Source organism: Sulfitobacter sp. 1A12779, from assembly GCF_043557315.1.
GTDB classification, from domain to species: Bacteria; Pseudomonadota; Alphaproteobacteria; order Rhodobacterales; family Rhodobacteraceae; genus Sulfitobacter; species Sulfitobacter faviae.
On sequence record NZ_JBIFFU010000001.1, the window covers coordinates 340,168 to 361,931 of the forward strand.

Below are 21,764 nucleotides of genomic sequence, written 5' to 3' on the forward strand. Positions count from 1 at the left end.
AGACCCGAATGCCGATCACCCCCGCCGCTAACCTATCGCTGCTTTGGTCCGAACTGCCCTATCTGGACCGGTTCGATGCGGCGGCAGAGGCGGGGTTTGGCGCGGTCGAGGTCTTGTTTCCCTATGACATGCCCGCAAAAGAGACGCAGCGCGCCTTGCTGCGCAATGGATTAACGCTCGCCCTGATCAACGCGCCGCCGCCGAATTACACCGGCGGTTCGCCCGGTTTCGCCGCCCTGCCGGGAGGCGAGGCGCGTTTCGCCCATGATATGCGCCGGGTCTGGCGCTATGTTAAGGCGCTGCGGCCCAGAATGGTGCATGTCATGGCCGGGGAGGCCGAAGGGCCAGCGGCGGCAAAAGCTTTCGTGGCGAACCTGCGCCATGCCGCGGCAGAGGCGCCGCCGGGGGTCACGCTGATGATCGAACCGCTTTGCCCGCAGGCCAAACCGGGGTATTTCCTGAGCGACTACGCGCAGGCGGCAGACCTGCTGGCAGCGGTGGATGCGCCCAATGTGGCGCTGCAATTCGACAGTTTTCACGCGCAGATGATCCATGGCGATGCCGTGGCTGTTTTCGAGGAATATCGCCCCCTGATCCGCCATGTGCAGCTAGGTGACACGCCAAAGCGCGGCGCGCCGGGCAGCGGTGATGTCGATTTCGACGGGCTCTTTGCTGCGCTGCGGGCGGGCTATGACGGTTTCGTCAGCGGGGAGTATATTCCGGGCGGCCCGACGGAGCGGTCCTTGGGGTGGGTGTCCGCCTTAGGGGAATGACACCGGCGTATCCCCGGGCTGCCATTGGGGGTATTTGTCCATCACGCTTTCAAAGCGGGGCGAGGCGAGGAAACGGTCGAGCTAGCCGCGCAGCGCGGGCCAATCCTGCGCGTCGAACCAGGCGCGGTCGATAAAGGCGAACTGCCGCACGAAGGGCAGGATCGCGTAATCCGCCAGCGTGGGGCGGTCAAAGATCCAGTCCCCCAGTTGCGCGTCGAGGTCATGGAGGAAGGTTGCCGCCTTGGCGCGCTGCTCTTCGGGGTCCGCCTCGGGGTAGCGGGTGGCGTATTTGGTGCGGTCCAGCGCGTCTTTGAACGGGCCGTCGGCGCGGGCGATCCAGTCGTGGCCTTCGGACGGCATGTCGCGCCAACCCTCGGGATCGTTCTGGGTCAGCGCCCATTTCATGATGTCGAGGCTTTCGTCGATGGGGCCGGTTTCGGTGACGAGGCAGGGCACGGTGGCGGTGGGCGAGGCGTCAAGGAAGGCTTGCGGTTTGTCGCGCAGGACGACTTCGCGCAGGTGGACGGGGGTTTGCGCGGCCGCGAGGACGAGACGCGCGCGCATGGCGTAGGGGCAGCGGCGGAAGGAGTAGAGGACAGGGGTCATGCTAGATGATCTAGCGCATGGGGGACGCGTGTACAAAGGGCCATCGCCTGACCGCGGGTAGGCGATCTGACATGGCCTTATGCCACTTTATGGTTCAACCATGATGTGTGTCCGCAAACTCACGCCCAGCCTCACCAAATCGCCTACCCGGGGGGGCGGCAGGCGATGGCCCGGCGCCTGCGGCTTGATTCCGGGCTGGGGGTCAACCTCATTGAAACGGCGTCGGCGGCAGCCCCTTGCCGGCAAAGCGCGCCACGTCGTCCACCCGCTTTGACCGCGCCGTCGTGGTCCGTGCCGCGTCGATCCACGCCAGCGCATCGGCGCGCAGCGCTTCGCTGTAGCTGTCCCAACCGGCCTGCGCGCCGGTCTCTTCCAGCGCTTGGGCGAGGTCTGCGGGAAGGGGCGCGTCTTCCATCAATGCGCCTCCGCCCAATTGGCACCCACACCGGCGTCGACGATCAGCTTCACGTCAAGCTTCACCACCGGATCATTGGCGTTCTCCATCACCTCACGCGCGGCGGCGATCAGCGCATCTTCGGCACCTTTTTCGACCTCGAACAGCAGTTCATCGTGCACCTGCAACAGCATAGTCGCAGGCAGATCAGCGATCGCCTCGGGCATCCGCACCATGGCGCGGCGGATCACATCGGCGGCGGTGCCTTGGATCGGCGCGTTGATCGCGGCCCGGGCGGCGAAGCCCGCCTGCGGCCCCTTGGCGCCGATGTTGGGCGTGTTGATCTTGCGGCCAAAGAGCGTTTGCACATAGCCGTGCTCTTTCGCAAAGGCCTTGGTCTCGTCCATATAGGTCCGGATGCCGGGGAAGCGCTCGAAATAGCGGTCGATGAATCCCTGCGCCTCGGCCCGCGGGATGCGCAGGTTGCGCGCAAGGCCGAACCCGGAGATGCCGTAGATCACGCCGAAGTTGATCGCCTTGGCGTTGCGGCGAATCTCAGGGGTCATCTGATCCATCGGCACGTCGAACATCTCGGACGCCGTCATGGCGTGGATGTCGTCGCCGCGGTGGAAGGCTTCCTTGAGCGCGTCGATCTGGGCGATATGCGCCAGAATCCGCAGCTCGATCTGGCTGTAGTCCAGCGCCACCAGCACCTTGCCCTCGGGGGCGACGAAAGCCTCGCGGATGCGGCGGCCTTCCTCGGAGCGGATCGGGATGTTCTGCAAGTTCGGATCGGTCGAGGCGAGCCGCCCCGTCGCCGCCCCGGCGATGGAATAGCAGGTGTGCACGCGGCCCGTCTCGGCGTTCACATGGTCTTGCAGCGCATCGGTATAGGTCGACTTCAGCTTGGACAGCTGCCGCCAGTCCAGCACCCGGCGGGCGAGGTCATGCTCGGTCGCCAAATCCTCAAGCACATCCGCGCCGGTAGAGTATTTCCCGGTCTTGCCCTTCTTGCCGCCGGGCAGCCCCATTTTGCCAAAGAGGATTTCGCCAAGCTGGGCAGGGGAGCCGACGTTGAAACTCTCGCCCGCCAGCTCGTGAATATCCGCTTCCAGCCCGGCCATTTTCTGGGCAAAGGCGTTGGACATGCGGCTGAGCGTATCGCGATCGACCTCGATGCCCGACCGCTCCATCTGCGCCAAGACCGGCACCAGCGGGCGCTCCAGCGTTTCGTAGACCTTGGTCACCTCGGCGCGGTGCAGCTGTGGCTTGAAAAGCTGCCACAGGCGCAGGGTGACATCGGCATCCTCGGCGGCATAGGGCACCGCGTCTTCCATTGGCACCTTGTCGAAAGTCACGGCGGATTTGCCGCTGCCCAAAAGCGGTTTGATCGGCATCGGTGTGTGACCGAGATAGCGTTCCGACAGCGTGTCCATCCCATGCCCATGCAGGCCCGCGTGCATCGCGTAGGACATCAGCATGGTGTCGTCGATGGGCGCGACCGCGATGCCCAGTTGAGCGAAAATCTTGCTGTCGTATTTCATGTTCTGCCCGATCTTGAGGATCGCGGGATCCTCAAGCATCGGGGTCAGCAGTTGCAGCGCCTCTTCGACCGGCATCTGACCGGGGGCCAGCCCCTCTCCGCCAAAGAGGTCATCGTCGCGGCTGGCTTTGTGGGTCAGCGGAATGTAGCAGGCCTGCCCGGGCTCCACGGCCAGCGAAACGCCGACCAGTTCCGCGGTCATCTCATTGAGGCCGGTGGTCTCGGTATCGACCGCGACATAGCCCCGCTCGTAAATCCGGTTGAGCCAGACGCGCAGCGCTTCGGCGTCGCCGACCTGTTCGTATTTGCTGTGGTCAAAGGCCACCTCGGCCACCTGCGGTGCGTCCGCCACGGCGGGCGCTGGCGCGTCGGGGATGGCGGGGGCTTCACGGCCCAGCACTTCGGCCACGCGTTTCGACAGGGTGCGGAATTCCATCTCGGACAAGAACCCCAGCAGGGTGTCCGCATCGGGGTCGCGCACTTCGAGATCGTCGATGGTGAAGTCGAGCGGCGTGTTCTCGTCCAGCAGGACGAGATTGCGGCTCAGGCGGATTTGCTCGGCATGGTCGATCAGGGTCTGGCGGCGCTTGGGCTGTTTGATCTCGCCCGCGCGCTCAAGCAGCGTATCCAGATCGCCGTATTCATTGATCAAAAGCGCCGCCGTTTTGATCCCGATGCCGGGCGCGCCGGGCACGTTGTCGACCGAATCGCCCGCCAGTGCTTGCACGTCGACGACGCGTTCGGGATAGACGCCGAACTTCTCGAACACCCCATCACGGTCGATGGTCTTGTTCTTCATCGCGTCGAGCATTTCCACCCCGTCGCCTACAAGCTGCATCAGGTCCTTGTCGGAGCTGATGATGGTGCAACGCCCCCCGGCAGCGCGGGCCTGCACAGCGAGGGTGGCGATGATGTCATCGGCCTCATAGCCCTCAAGCTCTTTGCAGGCGATGTTGAACGCCTCGGTCGCGGTGCGGGTCAGCGGGATCTGCGGGCGCAGGTCTTCGGGCATCGCATCGCGGTTGGCCTTGTACTGGTCGTACATGTCGTTGCGGAAGGTGTGGCTGCCCTTATCAAAGATCACGGCGACATGGGTGGGCGCGTTGGGGCCGGTGTTGCCCTCGACATAGCGGTGCAGCATGTTGCAGAAGCCCGCCACGGCGCCAATCGGCATGCCGTCGGATTTGCGCGTCAGCGGCGGCAGGGCGTGGTAGGCGCGAAAGATGAAGGCCGAGCCGTCGATCAGATGCAGGTGGTGGCCTTTGCCGAATGTCATAGGAATGCTCCGCTGGGTTGGCGACCCTTTTGCCACGAAGCATGGCCCACGGCCAGACGCCAATGCGCCGCGCGGGCAGGTTCGTGCCGTCGGTTCAGTTGTTCATGGGGGGCGGGAAGGCTCAGACTTTGCCTTCGAAATCCGCATGGACGAATTTGCAGTCGCAATAGCCGCATTCGACCCAGCCGCGATCCTGGGGGATTTGCAGCCAGACGCGCGGGTGGCCAAGCGCGCCTTCGCTGCCGTCGCAGGCCACGCGCCAAGTGTTCACGATGCGGGTTTCGGGCGCTTGCAGGGTCATGGAGTTGGTCCTCGGCTCAGGCGAAAGTTGCCACTCGTTATGACCAAAGCAGCCGCGCGGGGCAAGGGCTCTGCGCGGGAATGGGGGGCTTGTGCACAAAGTGGTTCAAGTGCCAGCCCACAAGGGGTAAAAGGCGCTGAACAGCCATGAAGCCGGAGCAACAGTCTGATGAGCGCCCCCAAACCTGTCGTATTGTGCATCCTTGACGGTTGGGGCCTGAGCGAGGTGCGGGAAGGCAACGCGCCCCTGCTGGCCAAGACGCCAAATTTCGACCGGATCATGCAGGCGGGGCCGAAGGCGCAGTTGATCACCCATGGCCCCGATGTGGGTCTGCCGCGTGGGCAGATGGGCAATTCCGAGGTCGGCCACACCAATATCGGCGCGGGCCGGGTGGTGGCGATGGATCTGGGGCAGATCGATCTGGCCATCGAAGAGGGCAGCTTTGCCGAGAATGAGCGCCTGCAAGATTTCATCGCCAAGCTCAAGGAAACCGGCGGCACCGCGCACTTGATGGGCGTCGTCTCGGACGGGGGGGTGCATGGGCATCTCAGCCATATGATCGCCGCAGCCCGCGCGCTGCATGCGGCGGGGTTGCCGGTGGTGATCCATGCGGTGACCGATGGGCGCGACGTGGCGCCGTCCTCTGCCCTTGGCTATTTCGAGACGCTGGAGGCGGCGCTGCCCGAGGCGGTGAAGATCGTCACCGTGACGGGGCGCTATTTCGCGATGGACCGCGACAACCGTTGGGACCGGGTCGGCAAGGCTTCGGCGGCGATCCTGCATGGCGAAGGGGAGGGGTTTCCCGATCCCCGCGCGGCGGTTGAGGCGGCCTATGGGCGAGGCGAGACGGATGAATTCATCACCGCCAGCGTGATCGAGGGCTACGCGGGGGCGGCTTCTGGCGACGGATTCTTCTGCCTCAACTTCCGCGCCGACCGCGCGCGGGAAATCATGGCGGCTTTGGGCGATCCGGGCTTTGACGCCTATGACACCGGCGCGCGCCCCGATTGGGCGGCGCTGATGGGTATGGCGGAATATTCCAAGGACCACGCCGCCTATATGACCACGATGTATCCCAAGCCGGACATCAAGAACACGCTGGGCGATTGGGTGGCGCAGCAGGGGCTGCGGCAGTTCCGGCTGGCCGAGACCGAGAAATATCCCCATGTGACCTTTTTCCTCAACGGCGGGGTTGAGACTCCGGCCACGGGGGAGGACCGCAACATGCCCAAATCGCCCAATGTGGCGACCTATGACATGCAGCCCGAGATGTCCTCCGCCGAGGTGACGGATCAATTCGTGCAGGCGATCGAGGCGGGCTATGACCTCATCGTGGTGAACTACGCCAACCCCGATATGGTCGGCCATACCGGCGATCTGGAGGCGGCGATCGCGGCTTGTGAGGCGGTGGATGCGGGGCTGGGCCGGGTGCTTAAGGCGCTGGAGGCCGCAGGCGGCGCGATGGTCGTCACCGCGGATCACGGCAATTGCGAGATGATGATCGACCCTGAGACCGGCGGCGCGCATACGGCCCATACGCTCAATCCCGTGCCGGTGGTGGCGGTGGGCGCGCCCGAAGGGGCGGCGCTGCGCGACGGGCGGTTGGCCGATCTGGCGCCCACGGTGCTTGATTTGATGGGGCTGCCGCAGCCCGAAGAAATGACCGGGAAAAGCCTGCTTTCATGAAACATCTTGCCGCGGCTGTCCTTTTTGCCTGTCTGCCTCTGATGGCACAGGCGCAGGCCGATGAGGCCGCCGCGGAGGCACGCGCGGCAGCGACCGCCTTGGAGGCGGCATCGGCGCGGCTGGACCAAGCCGATGGCGCGCGCGACCGGGTCAAGGCGCTGACCGAGACGATTCAGGCGTTTGAGGCAGGTCTCGCGGCGATGCGGGCTGGGCTGCGCCAGGCCGCGATCAACGAGGCGCAGCTTAGCCGCAAGCTACAGGCGCGCGAGGGTGAGGTGGCGCAGTTCTTGGGCGTCTTGCAAAGCATCGGCGGTGACCCGTCGCCCGTGGTGCTGCTGCACCCCGACGGCCCGATGGGCACCGCCCGCGCAGGCATGTTGCTGGCTGAATTGACGCCTGCGCTCAACGCCCGCGCCGATGCGCTGCGGCAGGACTATGAGGACATCAAGACCTTACGCGCGTTGCAAACCGACGCGGCGCAGCGCCTGCAAGATGGGTTGACCGAGCTTCAGGCCGCGCGCACCGCGCTCAATCAGGCGATGGCCAACCGCACCGATCTGCCGATGCGCTTTACCGAAGACCCGGTGCGCACTGCGATCCTCATCGCCTCGACCGAGACGCTGGACGGCTTTGCCAGCGGCCTGTCCGAGATCACCACCGGCGCGGTTGAGCCTGCGCCGGTGAACCTCGACGGGCAGGTGGGCGACCTGCCCCTGCCCGCGCAGGGGCTGGTGATCCGCAAGGCTGGAGAGACGGATTCGGCGGGCGTAACGCGGCCCGGCATGATCCTTGCCACGCGCCCGCGTGCCATCGTGACCAGCCCTTCGGCGGCGACGATCCGCTATGTCGGGCCGCTGCTTGATCTGGGCAATGTCGTGATCCTTGAGCCGCAGGTCGACACGCTTTTCGTGCTGGCGGGGCTGGATGTGGTTTACGGCCAAGCCGGGCAGGTGATTGCCGGTGGCACCCCCATCGGGTTGATGGGCGGGCCGGAAAGCGGCACAACTTCTCAGATGTCACCAAATGGTGAAGCCACTGGCACCGACCGGACGGAAACGCTCTATATAGAAGTCAGGCAAGACAACACACCTCAGGATCCGGCAGACTGGTTCCGCACCGACAAGGATGGATAGCAGATGAAGAAATTCGTGATGGCAGCCGTTGCAGGCACGGTGGCGGGGGTGGTCGCCACCACCCAGATCGCCGGGCCGCTGCTGGCGCAAGAGGCCGAGAAGACGACCAATGTTTACGAACAGCTTGATCTTTTCGGTGATATTTTCGAACGCATCCGCGCCCAATATGTCGAAGATGTCGATCCCGGCGACCTGATTGAAGCGGCCATCAACGGCATGCTCACCTCGCTTGATCCGCATTCGTCCTACCTGTCGCCGAAAGACGCCGAAAAGATGCGCGAACAGACGCGTGGGGAGTTTGGCGGTCTTGGCATTGAGGTCACCCAAGAAGAGGGTTTTGTCAAAGTCGTCTCGCCCATCGACGGCACGCCGGCTGCTGAGGCCGGGATCGAAGCGGGGGATTTCATCACCCATGTTGATGGCGAAAGCCTGCTGGGTCTTGGCCTCGACGACGCGGTCGAGATGATGCGCGGGCCGGTGGGGTCCGAGATCCTCATCACCGTGGTGCGGGAAGGGGAGCCAGAGCCCTTTGACGTCTCCATCGTGCGCGACACGATCCAATTGACCGCCGTGCGGGCCCGCACCGTGGGCGATACCGCCGTGCTGCGTCTGACCACCTTTAATGAGCAGACCTATCCGAAGATGAAGGAAGGGTTGGAGCAGCAGATCGAAGAGGCGGGCGGCATTGAGAATCTCAACGGCATCGTCATCGACATGCGCAACAACCCCGGTGGCCTGCTTAATCAGGCGATTGCCGTGTCGGATGCCTTTCTTGAGGAGGGCGAGATCGTCAGCACCCGGGGCCGGGATATCGAAGATGGTGACCGGGTGAACGCCACGCCGGGTGATCTGGCAATGGGCAAGCCGATCGTCGTGCTGATCAACGGCGGTTCGGCCTCGGCTTCCGAGATTGTCGCGGGCGCTTTGCAGGACCACCGCCGCGCCATCGTCATCGGCACCAAGAGTTTCGGCAAAGGCTCGGTTCAGACCGTGATGCCGCTGCGCGGGGACGGGGCCATGCGCCTGACCACGGCGCGTTACTACACGCCCTCGGGCCGGTCGATCCAAGCGCTTGGCGTATCGCCCGATATCGTCGTGGCCCAGCCTCCGGTCACGCCAGAGACCGAGGAAGATGACGACGCATTGTCGGCACGCCCCCTCCGCTCCGAAGCCGATCTGCGGGGCCGGTTGAACAATGACAGCCTGACCGACGATCAGATCAAACAGATCGAAGACGACCGCGAAAAGGCCCGCAAAGCGGCTGAGCTGCGCGAAGAGGATTACCAGCTGGCCTATGCCATCGACATCCTCAAAGGTCTGTCGGCTCTGGGTCCGAACGAGTGATCTCTTTCACATAGATGCACAAAGCCCCGCTGGCGACAGCGGGGCTTTTTGTTTGGGCGCGGTTCTGCGGGAAGGCGTTTCGCTTATTCCGTCTCGCGGCAATGCCGCCGAAAGGCGCGTTTCAGCATGTCGAGTTCGGCGCGCAGCAGGTCCATCTCGGCCCGTATGTCATCGCCGAGCGCTTCATCCGCGATCAGGGTCACATGACCCAAGAGCGCCCCGCTGGCCTTTTCGGTAATGATGAGGGTCTGGACCCCATCGGCAATCGCCTGCGCCGGGACGGGGAAGGAAAGATGCCAGCGCCCCTCGGACCCTTCGGGCTCTAACGTGATATCCGTCACCTCCATGCCCTCATGGGTCACGCTGATCTGCGGCGTGTCTGCGCCCTCTTTGGCGGTCAGCAGGCCGTGCCAGACGCCTTGGCGCAGCACGGTTTTGGTCAGGTCATATCGGCTCATCACGGGGTCCTAGATCTGGGCGCGGGGGGAGCGGGAAAAAGTGAGGTCGCGCAGCACGACTTGGTTCATCTCCGGCCCTTCAAAGATCAGGTCGATCCATGCCGCCTCGATCCGCTTTTCGTTGAGCTTGCTATAGGCCAGATCGAATTCGATGCTGATGCTTTCCTGACCCACGGGCATTTCGCGGAAGATCTGTTCGGTGTTCGGCCCGTGGCGGATGTTGAGCCGGGCAAAGATCTCTAGCGGGTGCTCCAATTCCACGATCGTATCCATGCGGATCAGGTGGCGGCGTTTCAATCCGGTGATCGCCTCGGGCGGCAGATCGACCACCAGCGACAGGAATGACCCGTCGAATTTGAACACGTCGAGTTGCAGGCCAAAGGGGGCCAGATCGGCCTCGCGCAGGTTGCGCAATTGGCGCAGGGTCAGTTCCGACTGCGCGCAATCGTGGAACAGGGTCACCTCTTCGCCCAGTTTGGATTTCGTCGCGACCGAGGACAGCCCCGGCGTGGCAAGCGGGTCGCGCCACAACTCGGGCCGCCATGCCCAATCGGCGTTATGTGGTTTCGGGAAGCCGCTGGCCCCGATGGCAGGCAGGGCAAGGCGGTCTTCGGCGCGGTGGATCAGCCGGTTCAGTTCGGCACGCAGCAGCCGGGCGCGGCTGCGTTGGCGGCGCAGGGTGGCAGGGTCAGCCGTGGCCGCTTTGCGGGCTGCAACCGCCCAGCGTTGCAGCGCGCGGGCAAAGAGCTTGCCCTCAAGATAACCGCTGCGGAAGTTGACCATGGACCTGCGCCTCTCGTTTGCTGGCAGTCTATGCAAGGCGGGGATTTCGTTCAAATGAATAGCCCCCGTGATTGTTTCCGTCCCCGGGCAGTGTTGCCGAATTGGAAACAAAGGTCGGTCAACTGCCGGGGGCGGTGGGCGTTGCGCTTTTGCTGCGGCTTTGCTGGATCAGCTCTGCCACCAGCGCGCGGCCCTCTTCGGAAATGGCGCGGCTTTGTGGCGCGCCGTAGAGGGTGACGCTGGCGACATGGTCGCCGATCCGCGCCGTGCCGCGCCAGTGGCGGGGGGACATGCCCTCGGCGGGCGCCGGCCCTTGAGCCACAAAGATCGACGCGCCTTCGATGCTACCGGCCTCTTGCAACTGGCTTAGCCCCGCCGCCTCGGCCACCTGTTGCGGCGTGGGCAGGGGCGCGTCGGCCTCTGCTTCGATCAGTGCGAGGGTGAGAATGCCGCGCGGCGCGGCGCTGATCACATCAGGCAGGCCAAGTGCATCGCAGCGCGCCATCAGCGCAAAGCGGCGTTTGAGGCTTTTGGGGTCGATACAATAGCCCTGCGGCGGCACCACCTGCACCGCGCCCCCGGCAAGCGTCGTTTGCAGCAAAGGTTTGTCGGCTGCGCCGCCGCGGCTGCCAAAGGAAAAACCCTGACCGCCTTCGCAGGCGGACAGGGTGAGCATTGCAAGCGCCGCGAGGGGGCTTTTAGAGGTCCATGTAATCATGGGTCTCCGCCTTGGCGCCGGGATGTGTTACCGCGCCAAGGTAGGTGGGGCCGACGAGCTTGGCGTATTTCCAAAGCGCGCCGCTTTCGTAGTTGGTGGCACGCGGGCCAGCCCATGCCTTGCGGCGCTCGGCCAGTTCCTCGTCCGACAGATCCACGGTGATGCTGCCCTTGACCGCGTCGAGGGTGATCATGTCGCCGTTCTTCAGCAGCGCGATCGGGCCGCCATGTGCCGCCTCGGGGCCGACGTGGCCAACGCAGAAACCGCGCGTCGCGCCCGAGAAGCGCCCGTCGGTGATCAGCGCCACCTTCTTGCCCATGCCCTGACCCGAGAGCGCCGCCGTGGTCGCCAGCATTTCGCGCATGCCGGGGCCGCCCGCGGGGCCTTCGTTGCGGATCACAAAGACATCGCCTTCCTTATAGGCGCGGTTTTGCACCGCCTCGAAGGCGTCCTGCTCGCATTCGAACACCAGCGCCGGGCCGGTGAAGACGATGTCTTCCTCGGCCATGCCCGCGATCTTCACGATGGCGCCTTCGGGGGCGAGGTTGCCTTTCAGGCCCACGACGCCGCCGGTCTTGCTGATCGGGGTGGCGACCGAGTGGATCACCTTGCCGTCGGCCTCGCGGTCGATGCGGTCCAGTTCTTCGCCGATAGAACGGCCCGTGGCGGTCAGACAGTCGGTGTGCAAGAGGCCCGCCTTGCGCAGCTCCTTCATCACCACCGGCACGCCGCCGGCGTCGTAGAGGTCCTTGGCGACGTATTGGCCGCCCGGTTTCATGTCGACGAAGTAGGGTGTGTCGCGGAAGATCTCGCAAACGTCTTCGAGGAAGAAATCGATCCCGGCCTCATGGGCCATCGCCGGAAGGTGCAGGCCCGCGTTGGTCGACCCGCCGGTGCAGGCGACGATGCGCGCAGCGTTTTCAAAGGCTTCGCGGGTGCAGATGTCGCGGGCGCGGATGTTCTTCTCGATCAGGTTCATCACCGCAGCGCCCGAGGCTTCGGCATAGGCATCGCGGCTTTCGTAGGGCGCGGGCATGCCGGAGGAGTTCGGCAGCGCGAGGCCGATGGCTTCGGACACGCAGGCCATGGTGTTGGCGGTGAACTGGCCACCGCAGGCCCCGGCGGAGGGGCAGGCGACGCGCTCCAGCACATCGAGGGCGGCTTGCGACATGGAGCCGTTCTGGAAGCGGCCCACGGCCTCGAACATGTCCTGCACGGTCAGGTCGCGGGTGGCGAAATCTTCCGGAACGTCGGCGCCCGCAGGGGCTTTGCCCGGCAGGATCGACCCGCCGTAGAGGAAGACCGACGGCACGTTCAGCCGCAGCATCGCCATCATCATCCCCGGCAGGGACTTGTCGCAGCCCGCCAGCCCGACGATCGCGTCATAGCAATGGCCGCGCATGGTCAGTTCCACCGTGTCGGCAATCGCCTCACGCGAGGCCAGCGAGGAGCGCATGCCCTCATGCCCCATGGCGATGCCGTCGGTGACGGTGATGGTGGTGAACTCGCGCGGGGTGCCCTGTTCGGAATGCACGCCAACCTTCACCGCCTGCGCCTGACGGTTCAGCGCGATGTTGCAGGGGGCGGCTTCGTTCCAGCAGGTGGCGACGCCCACCAGCGGCTGGTGAATCTCTTCTTCGGTCATGCCCATGGCATAGTAGTAGGACCGGTGCGGCGCGCGGGCCGGGCCTTCGGTCACATGGCGGCTGGGCAGCCGGGATTTGTCGAAGCGGGGCGTGGTGGACATCGGTGGGCTCCTTGAAACGTCTTGAATGGAATAGTCGGGCGGCGGCTATGCTGCAAGGCTTTGGCGCGTATGAGGCGGGGGAACTGTTGTATTGCAGCGTGTTAGGGCATAGGTTCTGACCTTCTGGCGCGGTCGGTTGGACCGGCCCGGTAAGCGTGAAGGCCCGGCATATGCTCTGCAAGCACCACCCCCGATTTGGACGGCGCCGCTGATGAACTGGCGGCCCGATTACAGCGCTCACGCGGCCTTTGTCGCGCCCGCGCGGAGCGCCTCGGCGTTGTGGCGGTTTTTCTTGGGGCTGTTCGTGGCCGTGGTGGCCTATGTCGCGCTGAACGAGCTTTACTTTCAGACGGTCTATGGGCTGGCGGGATCGGCGGCCCCCTCGCTGCACGGCGATCTTCTGAAAGGGGCCACGCCGCAGGCGATGTATCTGCTACTGTTCAGCTTTGGCACCATGGCGATGGCCGTCGCCGTGACCCTGCGGATCGTGCACCGGCGCAGCGCGGGGAGCCTTTTTGGCGTGCCGGGGCGGCTCTGGCCCAGTTTTCGCGCGGTTTCGGGGGCCATGTTGCTGCTGGGCGTCACGCTGGCGGTCCTGCCGCCGTGGGGCATGGGCGGTGAGTTGACGCCGAACCTGCCCCTAAGCCGCTGGTTGCTGCTTCTGCCGCTGTCGCTGCTGGCCGTGCTGGTGCAGGTCAGCGCCGAAGAGATCGTCTTTCGCGGCTATGTGCAGCAGCAACTCGCGGCGCGGTTCAACGCGCCGCTGATCTGGATGGTGCTGCCGTCGGCGCTGTTCGCAGCGGGCCATTACCTGCCTGCCGAGGCGGGGGAGAATGCGCTGATGGTGGCGCTTTGGGCTGGGGTTTTCGGTATCCTGATGGCGGACCTTACCGCGCGCTCCGGCTCGCTTGGGCCGGCCATCGCGGTGCATCTGTGGAACAATGTCTCGGCCATTCTCATTGTCTCTTTGCCGGATGATCTTTCGGGGCTGGCGCTTTATCTCACGCCCTTTTCGATAGATGACGCGGCGGCGTTGCGTTCATGGCTACCGGTGGACTTCGCCTTGATGCTGGTCTCATGGCTGGCGGCGCGGCTGGCGATACGCCGCTGATTGCAATTTCCCCATGCGGGGATTATCTGGGACGGAACCACAGCAGAGGCCTGCCAATGAACTGGATCACGAACTACGTCCGCCCGCGAATCAACTCGATCTTCTCGCGCCGCGAGACGCCGGACAATCTGTGGACCAAGTGCAACGAATGCGGCACCATGCTGTTTCACCGCGAATTGGCGGACAATCTGAACGTCTGTACCAACTGCGGCCATCACATGCACATCAGCCCCCGCGCGCGCTTCAAAGCGCTGTTCGACGGTGGCATCTTTACCGAGGTGAAGGTTCCGGCGCCCACACCCGACCCGCTGCATTTCAAAGACCAGAAGCGCTATCCCGACCGGATGAAGGCCGCGCAAAAGCAGACCGGTGAGCATGAGGCGATGCTGGTCGTGACCGGCGATATCGGCCGCACGCCGATCGTCGCCTGCGCGCAGGACTTTTCCTTCATGGGTGGGTCGATGGGCATGTATGTCGGCAATGCGATCATTGCCGCCGCCGAGGAAGCCGTGAAGCTGAAGCGCCCGCTGGTGCTGTTCTCCGCCGCCGGTGGCGCGCGGATGCAGGAGGGCATCCTGAGCCTGATGCAGATGCCGCGCACCACCGTCGCCGTGCAGATGCTGAAAGAGGCGGGGCTTCCTTACATCGTCGTGCTGACCCATCCCACCACCGGGGGCGTCACCGCGTCCTACGCAATGCTGGGCGATGTGCAGATCGCCGAGCCGAACGCGCTGATCTGTTTTGCCGGCCCGCGCGTGATCGAACAGACCATCCGTGAGAAACTGCCCGAAGGGTTCCAGCGCGCGGAATACCTGCTCGACCACGGGATGCTCGACCGGGTGACCAAACGGACCGAGATGCGCGATGAGTTGATCACCATCACCCGCATGCTGATGGGCCTGCCCCCTGCCGTGCGCGGCGACCTGCCCGCCCCCGAAGAGCTTGAGGTGGCCGAGGCTGCCGCCGCCGTTCAGGCCGCAGCGGATTTGCCCGCCGACACGCCAGAGAAGAAATGAGCACGCCTTCATCCGACGTCATCCTTGAACGGATGATGGCGCTGCACCCCAAGATCATTGACCTGACGCTCGACCGGATGTGGCGGCTGCTTGATGCTTTGGGCAATCCGCAGAACGACCTGCCGCCGGTGATCCATATTGCGGGCACCAATGGCAAAGGCTCGACCCAAGCGATGATCCGCGCAGGCCTGGAGGCGGCGGGAAAGACGGTGCACGCCTATACCTCGCCGCATTTGGCGCGGTTTCATGAGCGCATCCGGGTCGCGGGTGAGTTGATCTCGGAGCCCGACCTCGCCGCCGTGCTGGACGAATGCCATGCCGCCAATGGCAGCGAAGAGATCACCTATTTTGAGATCACGACCTGCGCCGCGATCCTCGCCTTTTCGCGGGTGCCTGCCGATTACACGCTTCTTGAGGTGGGCCTTGGCGGGCGGCTCGACGCGACGAATGTGGTCGATCCCGCCCTGACCGTGATCACCTCGGTGTCGGTCGATCATCAGCAGTATCTGGGCGAAACACTGGCGGAGATCGCAGGGGAAAAGGCGGGTATCATCAAGCGGCTTGTCCCTTGCGTGGTCGGCCCGCAGGAAGACCCCGCGCTTGAGGTGATCGAAGACCGCGCCGCGAAACTCGGGGCACCCCTCTTGGCCTATGGTCAGCAGTGGCATGTCGCGCCCGAAGCCGGGCGCATGGTCTATCAGGATGAGCGCGGCCTGCTTGACCTCCCGCGCCCCAATCTGCCCGGCGACCACCAGCTCATGAACGCCGGGGCCGCGCTGGCCGCGCTGCGTCAGCTTGGCGTCGATGCAGAGGCCTGCGAGGCTGCCGTGACGCAGGCGCGGTGGCCCGCACGGATGCAGCGGCTGTCAGATGGGCCGCTTGCCCGTATGGCGCCCGAGGGCGAGTTGTGGCTCGACGGCGGCCATAATCCCGCGGCGGGGGCGGCATTGGCGGCCACGCTGGCGGCCTTGCCGAAACGCCCGACGCATCTGATTTGCGGCATGTTGAACACCAAGGATATCGCCGGATACCTGCGCCCGCTGGCGGCGGAGGCGGCAAGCCTCACCGCCGTGTCGATCCCCGGCGAGGCGGCGACCCTGCCTGCCGAGGCGACAGCAAAGTTGGCGCGCGATGTAGGGTTCGAGACCGCCGAGGCCGAGACCGTCACCGAGGCGCTCAAGGCGATCATCGCCCGCGAACCCCATGCGCGTGTGCTGATCTGCGGCTCACTCTACCTTGCCGGTAGCGTGTTGCGTGAAAACGTCTAATTAACCATATTTGGGTGTACCGCTGCTGCGAGGTGCAGATGTGGTATATCTTGGTCCATGGAAGTCTCCCCTTTCGAATTTGACCGAGGTGTCCCCATGCGCAATTTCAGCCGGTCCGCGCGTCACGATCAGGACGATGCACGGAAATCTCAATTTATCTTCATGGCCGTAGGCCTCGCAATTATCGCGGGCGGCCTGTGGTGGCTTTATGAGGTCGAACGGCCTTACCACCCTTTCCTGCAGGGCAATGACCTGCATATGCAGCCGGTCAGTGATTCCTGATCGGTTGGCCGGGGGCGGTCAGCGCCCCCAGTCTTCCCCCTGCATCTCCCGCAGGCGGGAGGCTGTACGCTCGAATTCAAAGGTGCCTTCACCTTCGAGGTAGAGCATTTCCGGGGCGGCGGCGGCGGAACAGATCAGCCGCACCTTCGCCTCGTAAAGCGCGTCGATCAGGGTGACGAAACGCTTCGCCTCGTTAAAATTCGACCGGCCAAGGGTGGGGATGTTGTCTAGCAGCAGCACCCGCACCGCCTGCGCCAGCGCGAGGTAATCCGCCGCGCCCAAGGGCTGGCCGCAGAGCGCGTGAAAACCGGCGCGGGCCATGCCGTTGTGATATTGCGGAATGGTCACTTCGCGGCCCTTGACGTGTAGGGTCAGCGGTTCGCCCTCGGCCCCTGCAAGATCGTCCCAGACCGCGTCCATCGCGGCGCGGCTTTCGGCGTTGACGGGAGTGAAATAGACCTGTGACCCTGCCAGCCGGTCTTGGCGGTAGTCGGTCGGGCTGGCCAGTTCATGGACCACCATCCGCTCTTTGATGAGGTCGATGAAGGGCACGAAAACCTCGCGGTTGATGCCGTTTTTGTAGAGGTCATCAGGCAGGCGGTTCGAGGTGGTGACCACCACGACACCCGCGGCGAAGAGTGCTTCGAACAGGCGGCCCACGATCATCGCGTCGGTGATGTCGGTGATCTGCATCTCGTCGAAGGCCAGCAGGCGGACGCTTTCCGCCACGTCCCGGGCGACGGGCGCGATGGCGTCATCCACGCCGGTCTTGCGGACCTCATGCATGGCGTTGTGGATTTCCTGCATGAAGGCGTGGAAATGCACGCGGCGCGCAGGCACGTCGGGCAGATGCGCCACGAACATGTCCATCAGCATGGATTTGCCGCGCCCGACGCCGCCCCAGAGATAAAGCCCCTTGGGCGGCTCTGGGGCCTTGCGGAAAAAGCTTTTCTTCGGCGGGTTGGCCAGCGCATCGCGGATGCGGTCGAACTCGGCCATGACGGTTTCTTGGGCCGGGTCGGCCTGTAGTTTGCCCTCGGCGACAAGCCGGGCGTAGGTTTCGCGCATGTTGCTCATGGCGAGAGAGATAGCGTGCTGGTGAGGGAGAGGAAAGGTGGTCTTGTGGAAGGGCCATCGCCTACCCGGGGGGGCGGGCAGGCGATGGCCCGGCGCCTACGGCTTGATTCCGGGCCAGGTGGCAATCGCGACCCTTACCAGTCCGCCGGCCCCTTCTCGGCAAACTCATGCACAAGAAAGTCGATAAACGCCCGCACCTTGGGCTGCGTGAAACGGCCCGGCGGGTAGACGGCATAGATGCCCTGCGTCTCCAGCGGCAGATCGGGGATCGCGTCCTCGACCAGACCTTTCTCCATCGCCTCGGCGTAGAGGAAGCTTGGCAGATAGGCGATCCCGAGGCCCGAAATCGCGGCGTTCAAGAGGCTCTGCCCGTCGTTGACCGACAGCCAACCGGCGGTGCGCACCTGCCGCTTCTCGCCCGAGGGGGCGGTCAGTTTCCACACGTTGCCCGAAGACTGGTTCGAATAATGCAGCAGCTTGTGATTGTTCAGATCGTCGATCTTTTCCGGCCGCCCGTATTGCTCGAAATACTTCGGGCTGGCGATCATGCGTTTGGTGGTCTCGGTCAATTTGCGCGCGCGCAGGGTGCTGTCTTCCAGCTCCCCGATCCGCACGGCCATGTCGAAGCCTTCCGAGATCAGCTCGACGTAGCGGTTGTTCAGCACCATGTTCACGGTGATATCGGGAAAGTCCTGCAAGAACTCAGACAGCGCGGGCGAGAGGTGGTTCACCCCAAAGTCCGTCGCGACTGAGATCCGCAGCAGCCCCGAGGGCGCCGATTGCATCGAAGTAACCAAGGCATCAGCCTCGCCCGCGTCGTTCAGCACCCGGCGGGCGCGGTCGTAGTAAGCAAGGCCAATCTCGGTGGGCGAGACGCGGCGGGTGGTGCGGTTCAGCAATCGTGCGCCCAAGCGCGCCTCAAGCGAGGAGACATGCTTTGAAACGGCGGATTTCGAGATCCCCATCTTCTTGGCAGCATCTGTAAAGCCGCCTTGATCCACCACAGTGGCAAACGCTTCCATTTCCGTAAGGCGGTCCATTGCCTGTCCCTTCGCATTGATCTTGTTGCGGTCAGGTATGGGCGGCAATTCGGGCAGGATCGGGGCGGAGGCAAGACAGTCCCGTGGTCTTTGCGGGGATCGTTCATGGCATGGAAACGGCAGAACAATCCGTTTCCCCGCCTGTCACAGCCAGCGCAGCCATTTCAGCACGGCCAGCATGATGGCGGCGAGGCCGACCATGGCAAGGCAAAGGATCGCGAAGGCGCGCGGATCGTCCACGCCCGGCATCCCGCCCACGTTCACGCCGAAAAGCCCCGTCAGGAACCCTAGCGGCAAAAAGACCGCGGCGGCGATGGACAGCATGTAGCTGTGCCGCGCCTGTCGCTGCGCGACCTGGTTGTCGTGTTCGTCCTGCACCGTGACGATGCGTTCCTGTAGGGCGTCCAATTCCTCGACCACTATGGCGGTGCGGTTGGCCAGTTCGCGCAGCTTCATCGCGTCCACGTCCGGCACCAGCGGTAGGTCCAGTGTGGCCAACCGCTCCAGCGCGTGGCGCTGCGGGGCGAGGTAGCGCTCCAGCCGGATCGCGCTGCGGCGGGTCACCGGCAGTTCCTTCGGCGGCGGGGTGCTGTGGTCTTCTAGATCGGCCTCGTAGAAGGCCGTCCGATCCGCCAGCCGCGCCACTTCGACCTGCACCCGCGCAGTCAGGCGAGAGACCAGCGCCTCGACAAAGGCCGAAGGCCGGGGTGGCGCGTTGTTCTCGGCGGCCATCGCGCGCAGCTCATCTATGGCAAAGACCCGGCGCATCCGCACGGTGATCACCACCGCATCCGTCACCCACATCCGGACCGAAACCATTTGGTCGGCCTGTTGACCTTCGTTGAGGTTGATGCCGCGCAGATTGAGGATCAGCCCGTCGTCATATTCGTCACAGCGCGGGCGGGTTTCGGGCTGTAGCAATGCGCCCGCCGGGATCTCGGGCAGGTGTTCGGCCAGCCACGGTGCCAGCGCCGGATCGGCCATGTCGTAGTGCCACCAGCGGTAACGCCCCGGCCCAGTGAGGTTGTCGTCGGAAGGCACCTGCGCGGTGCCGTCCTCATAGATGTCGAAGACGCAGAGGGGCATGAAAACCTTGGATCGTTTTGGCAATCCTGCGGCGATCCAGGGCGGGGCGCAAGGGGGCCAAGCGCCCGCCCATCACTTACAGCCCGGCGGCCAGACGCGTGCCTTGGTTGATGGCGCGTTTCGCGTCCAGTTCCGCCGCCACATCCGCGCCGCCGATCACATGGCAGCTCTGCCCCCGCGCCTCCAGTGCATCGGCGAGGCTTCGCTCGGACAATTGCCCGGCGCAGAGCACGATGGTGTCGGCCTCGATCACCGTGGGGTTCTCGCGCGCTTCGCCAAAGGAGATATGCAGGCCCGCGTCGTCGATCTGCTCGTAGTTCACGCCCGCGATCATCTTCACGTCGCGCATGGTGAGCGAGGCGCGGTGAATCCAACCCGTGGTCTTGCCCAGACCCTTGCCGGGCTTGCTGGTCTTGCGTTGCAGCATGGTGATCTGGCGCGCGGGTGCTGGCGGTTGCGGCCCTTCGGGGGCGAGGCCGCTGCGATGCGCGCCCGGATCCGTGACGCCCCATTCGCGCATCCATTCCGGCAGGTTCAGCGTGCTGCTCTCGCCGTCATGCACCAGATGCTCGGAGACGTCGAAGCCGATCCCGCCTGCGCCGATCACGGCGACCCGTTGGCCGACCTTCGCAGTGCCGTTCAGCACGTCGATGGAGCTGACCACGTTGTCGCGGTTCTGGCCGGGAATCTCCGGGTCTCGCGGCACGACGCCGGTGGCGATGACGACCTCGTCGAAGCCTGAGAGCGCCTCGCTCGTGGCTTCGGTCTCAAGCTGCACGGTCACGCCGTGGACCTCGAGCATGGTGCGGTACCAATCGACGAGGCCCCAGAACTCCTCCTTCCCCGCGACCTGTTTTGCGAGGTTGAGTTGCCCGCCGATCTCGCTTGCGCGGTCCATGAGCGTCACCTTGTGGCCGCGCTCCGCCGCCGTGATGGCCGCCGAGAGACCGGCAGGCCCGGCGCCGACAACGGCGATGGATTTGGGGTTTGCGGCGGGTTCGATCCGCAACTCCGTCTCGTAGCAGGCGCGCGGGTTCACGAGGCAGGTGGAGATCTTGCCGCCGAAGGTATGGTCGAGGCAGGCTTGGTTGCAGGCGATGCAGGGGGCGATACGGTCGGCCTGACCGGCCTTGGCTTTGGCGAGGAAATCGGCATCTGCCAGCATTGGACGCGCGAGGCTGACCATATCGGCGTAGCCCTCCGCCAGCACCTCTTCGGCCACTTGCGGCGTGTTGATCCGGTTCGAGGTGATCAGCGGGATGCCCACCTTGCTCATCAGCTTTTTCGTGACCCATGCAAAGGCCGCGCGCGGCACCGAGGTGGCGATCGTGGGGATGCGCGCCTCGTGCCAACCGATGCCGGTGTTGATGATATTGGCGCCGGCCTTTTCGACCTCTTGCGCCAGTTGCACGACCTCTTCGAAGGTCGAGCCGTTGGGCACGAGGTCGATCATCGACAGGCGGTAGATCAGGATGAAATCCTCGCCCACCGTCTCGCGCACGCGGCGCACGACCTCTAGCGGCAGGCGCATCCGGTTCTCGTAGGAGCCGCCCCAGCGGTCTTCGCGCTTGTTGGTATGGGTGACGAGGAACTGGTTCAGGAAATACCCCTCGGAGCCCATGATCTCGACCCCGTCATAGCCCGCCTCGCGGGCGCGCAGGGCGCAGGCGGCGATGTCGCTAATCTGTTTCTCGATGCCTTCCTCGTCCAACTCCTTGGGCGCGAACATCGAGATCGGCGATTTCACCGCGCTCGGGGCCACGCATTCAGGTGTGAAGGCATAGCGGCCCGCGTGCAGGATCTGCATGGCGATCTTGCCGCCCGCCTCATGCACCCGCTGGGTGATGATGCTGTGGTTGTCCACGTCCTTCTGGCTGACCATCATCGCCGCGCCATGGGCCACCGCGCCTTCGCGGTTCGGCCCGATGCCGCCCGTGACCATCAGCCCCACATCGCCCCGCGCCCGTGCCGCATAGAACTCCGCCACGCGGTTCCAATCGCCCGTCTCCTCCAACCCGGTGTGCATCGAGCCCATCAACAGCCGGTTCTTCAGCGTGGTGAAACCAAGGTCGAGCGGGGCAAGCAGGTGGGGATAGTCGGACATGGCTTTACCTTTCTGGGT

General features: G+C 64.7%; 19 protein-coding genes and 1 pseudogene. 8 read left to right on the forward strand and 12 right to left on the reverse strand.

Features of this window, described 5'->3' with window-relative positions; all coding sequences use genetic code 11:
* Nucleotides 1-8: 8 nt before the first annotated feature.
* Nucleotides 9-773 carry a hydroxypyruvate isomerase family protein gene (locus tag ACGYLQ_RS01645; protein ID WP_394439995.1) on the forward strand — a complete coding sequence of 255 codons (765 nt, stop codon included), beginning with the start codon at nucleotides 9-11 and terminating at the stop codon, nucleotides 771-773.
* Here ACGYLQ_RS01645 and ACGYLQ_RS01650 read toward each other — a convergent pair.
* The 4 genes and pseudogenes from ACGYLQ_RS01650 to ACGYLQ_RS01665 all read right to left on the reverse strand — a co-directional run bounded on the left by ACGYLQ_RS01650 (nucleotide 762) and on the right by ACGYLQ_RS01665 (nucleotide 4,893).
* Nucleotides 762-1,379, reverse strand: a pseudogene (locus ACGYLQ_RS01650) (glutathione S-transferase). The gene ACGYLQ_RS01645 and the pseudogene ACGYLQ_RS01650 overlap by 12 nt on opposite strands.
* 208 nt (nucleotides 1,380-1,587) lie before the next feature.
* The gene (locus tag ACGYLQ_RS01655; RefSeq protein ID WP_394439997.1) at nucleotides 1,588-1,794 is read right to left on the reverse strand and encodes a YdeI/OmpD-associated family protein; all 207 of its coding nucleotides are present in this window, start codon (nucleotides 1,792-1,794) and stop codon (nucleotides 1,588-1,590) included.
* The gene (gene polA, locus ACGYLQ_RS01660) at nucleotides 1,794-4,592 is read right to left on the reverse strand and encodes a DNA polymerase I (RefSeq protein WP_394439999.1); all 2,799 of its coding nucleotides are present in this window, start codon (nucleotides 4,590-4,592) and stop codon (nucleotides 1,794-1,796) included. The genes ACGYLQ_RS01655 and polA overlap by 1 nt, the downstream gene beginning before the upstream one ends.
* A 121-nt stretch (nucleotides 4,593-4,713) precedes the next feature.
* A complete protein-coding gene (locus ACGYLQ_RS01665; protein ID WP_067263007.1) occupies nucleotides 4,714-4,893 on the reverse strand; it encodes a zinc-finger domain-containing protein in 180 nt (59 codons plus the stop codon).
* 168 nt (nucleotides 4,894-5,061) lie between these two features.
* On the opposite strand from ACGYLQ_RS01665, the gene gpmI reads away from it, so the two are divergent.
* The 3 genes from gpmI to ACGYLQ_RS01680 are packed head-to-tail and all read left to right on the forward strand — an operon-like array spanning nucleotide 5,062 to nucleotide 9,056.
* Complete coding sequence (gene gpmI / locus ACGYLQ_RS01670) at nucleotides 5,062-6,579, forward strand: 2,3-bisphosphoglycerate-independent phosphoglycerate mutase (RefSeq protein ID WP_394440001.1); 1,518 nt, start codon at nucleotides 5,062-5,064, stop codon at nucleotides 6,577-6,579.
* Nucleotides 6,576-7,712: a murein hydrolase activator EnvC gene (locus tag ACGYLQ_RS01675; protein WP_209216699.1), complete on the forward strand. Its 1,137-nt coding sequence runs from the start codon at nucleotides 6,576-6,578 to the stop codon at nucleotides 7,710-7,712. Before gpmI ends, ACGYLQ_RS01675 begins: the two co-directional genes overlap by 4 nt.
* A 3-nt stretch (nucleotides 7,713-7,715) precedes the next feature.
* Nucleotides 7,716-9,056, forward strand: a complete 1,341-nt coding sequence (locus tag ACGYLQ_RS01680) for a S41 family peptidase (protein ID WP_067268037.1) — start codon at nucleotides 7,716-7,718, stop codon at nucleotides 9,054-9,056.
* Nucleotides 9,057-9,139: 83 nt separating this feature from the next.
* On the opposite strand, the gene ACGYLQ_RS01685 is transcribed toward ACGYLQ_RS01680, so the two are convergent.
* From ACGYLQ_RS01685 to ilvD, 4 genes are all read right to left on the reverse strand, one after another.
* A complete protein-coding gene (locus ACGYLQ_RS01685) occupies nucleotides 9,140-9,514 on the reverse strand; it encodes a hypothetical protein (protein ID WP_394440003.1) in 375 nt (124 codons plus the stop codon).
* A gap of 9 nt (nucleotides 9,515-9,523) precedes the next feature.
* Nucleotides 9,524-10,297 carry a DUF6478 family protein gene (locus ACGYLQ_RS01690; protein ID WP_394440005.1) on the reverse strand — a complete coding sequence of 258 codons (774 nt, stop codon included), beginning with the start codon at nucleotides 10,295-10,297 and terminating at the stop codon, nucleotides 9,524-9,526.
* A gap of 118 nt (nucleotides 10,298-10,415) precedes the next feature.
* Entirely contained in the window at nucleotides 10,416-11,015 is a 600-nt protein-coding gene (locus ACGYLQ_RS01695) for a hypothetical protein (protein ID WP_394440007.1), read from the reverse strand.
* Nucleotides 10,996-12,762, reverse strand: a complete 1,767-nt coding sequence (gene ilvD / locus ACGYLQ_RS01700; RefSeq protein ID WP_394418535.1) for a dihydroxy-acid dehydratase — start codon at nucleotides 12,760-12,762, stop codon at nucleotides 10,996-10,998. Before ilvD ends, ACGYLQ_RS01695 begins: the two co-directional genes overlap by 20 nt.
* Nucleotides 12,763-12,973: 211 nt before the next feature.
* On the opposite strand from ilvD, the gene ACGYLQ_RS01705 reads away from it, so the two are divergent.
* The 4 genes from ACGYLQ_RS01705 (at nucleotide 12,974) to ACGYLQ_RS01720 (ending at nucleotide 16,439) form a co-directional block, all read left to right on the forward strand.
* A complete protein-coding gene (locus tag ACGYLQ_RS01705) occupies nucleotides 12,974-13,873 on the forward strand; it encodes a CPBP family intramembrane glutamic endopeptidase (RefSeq protein WP_394440009.1) in 900 nt (299 codons plus the stop codon).
* A gap of 56 nt (nucleotides 13,874-13,929) precedes the next feature.
* Nucleotides 13,930-14,889 (forward strand): acetyl-CoA carboxylase, carboxyltransferase subunit beta, encoded by a 960-nt coding sequence (accD, locus tag ACGYLQ_RS01710; protein ID WP_136720227.1) that lies wholly within the window; start codon nucleotides 13,930-13,932, stop codon nucleotides 14,887-14,889.
* Nucleotides 14,886-16,157: a bifunctional folylpolyglutamate synthase/dihydrofolate synthase gene (locus tag ACGYLQ_RS01715; RefSeq protein ID WP_394440011.1), complete on the forward strand. Its 1,272-nt coding sequence runs from the start codon at nucleotides 14,886-14,888 to the stop codon at nucleotides 16,155-16,157. Before accD ends, ACGYLQ_RS01715 begins: the two co-directional genes overlap by 4 nt.
* 96 nt (nucleotides 16,158-16,253) lie before the next feature.
* A complete protein-coding gene (locus ACGYLQ_RS01720) occupies nucleotides 16,254-16,439 on the forward strand; it encodes a hypothetical protein (RefSeq protein ID WP_394440013.1) in 186 nt (61 codons plus the stop codon).
* Between the two features lie 18 nt (nucleotides 16,440-16,457).
* Here ACGYLQ_RS01720 and zapE read toward each other — a convergent pair whose 3' ends face one another.
* The 4 genes from zapE to ACGYLQ_RS01740 all read right to left on the reverse strand — a co-directional run bounded on the left by zapE (nucleotide 16,458) and on the right by ACGYLQ_RS01740 (nucleotide 21,746).
* The gene (zapE, locus tag ACGYLQ_RS01725; RefSeq protein ID WP_067261145.1) at nucleotides 16,458-17,516 is read right to left on the reverse strand and encodes a cell division protein ZapE; all 1,059 of its coding nucleotides are present in this window, start codon (nucleotides 17,514-17,516) and stop codon (nucleotides 16,458-16,460) included.
* Between the two features lie 134 nt (nucleotides 17,517-17,650).
* Complete coding sequence (locus tag ACGYLQ_RS01730) at nucleotides 17,651-18,556, reverse strand: LysR family transcriptional regulator (protein WP_067261147.1); 906 nt, start codon at nucleotides 18,554-18,556, stop codon at nucleotides 17,651-17,653.
* A gap of 144 nt (nucleotides 18,557-18,700) precedes the next feature.
* Nucleotides 18,701-19,642 carry a zinc transporter ZntB gene (locus ACGYLQ_RS01735; RefSeq protein WP_394440014.1) on the reverse strand — a complete coding sequence of 314 codons (942 nt, stop codon included), beginning with the start codon at nucleotides 19,640-19,642 and terminating at the stop codon, nucleotides 18,701-18,703.
* A gap of 76 nt (nucleotides 19,643-19,718) precedes the next feature.
* Nucleotides 19,719-21,746, reverse strand: a complete 2,028-nt coding sequence (locus tag ACGYLQ_RS01740; protein WP_394440016.1) for an FAD-dependent oxidoreductase — start codon at nucleotides 21,744-21,746, stop codon at nucleotides 19,719-19,721.
* Between the last annotated feature and the right edge of the window lie 18 nt (nucleotides 21,747-21,764).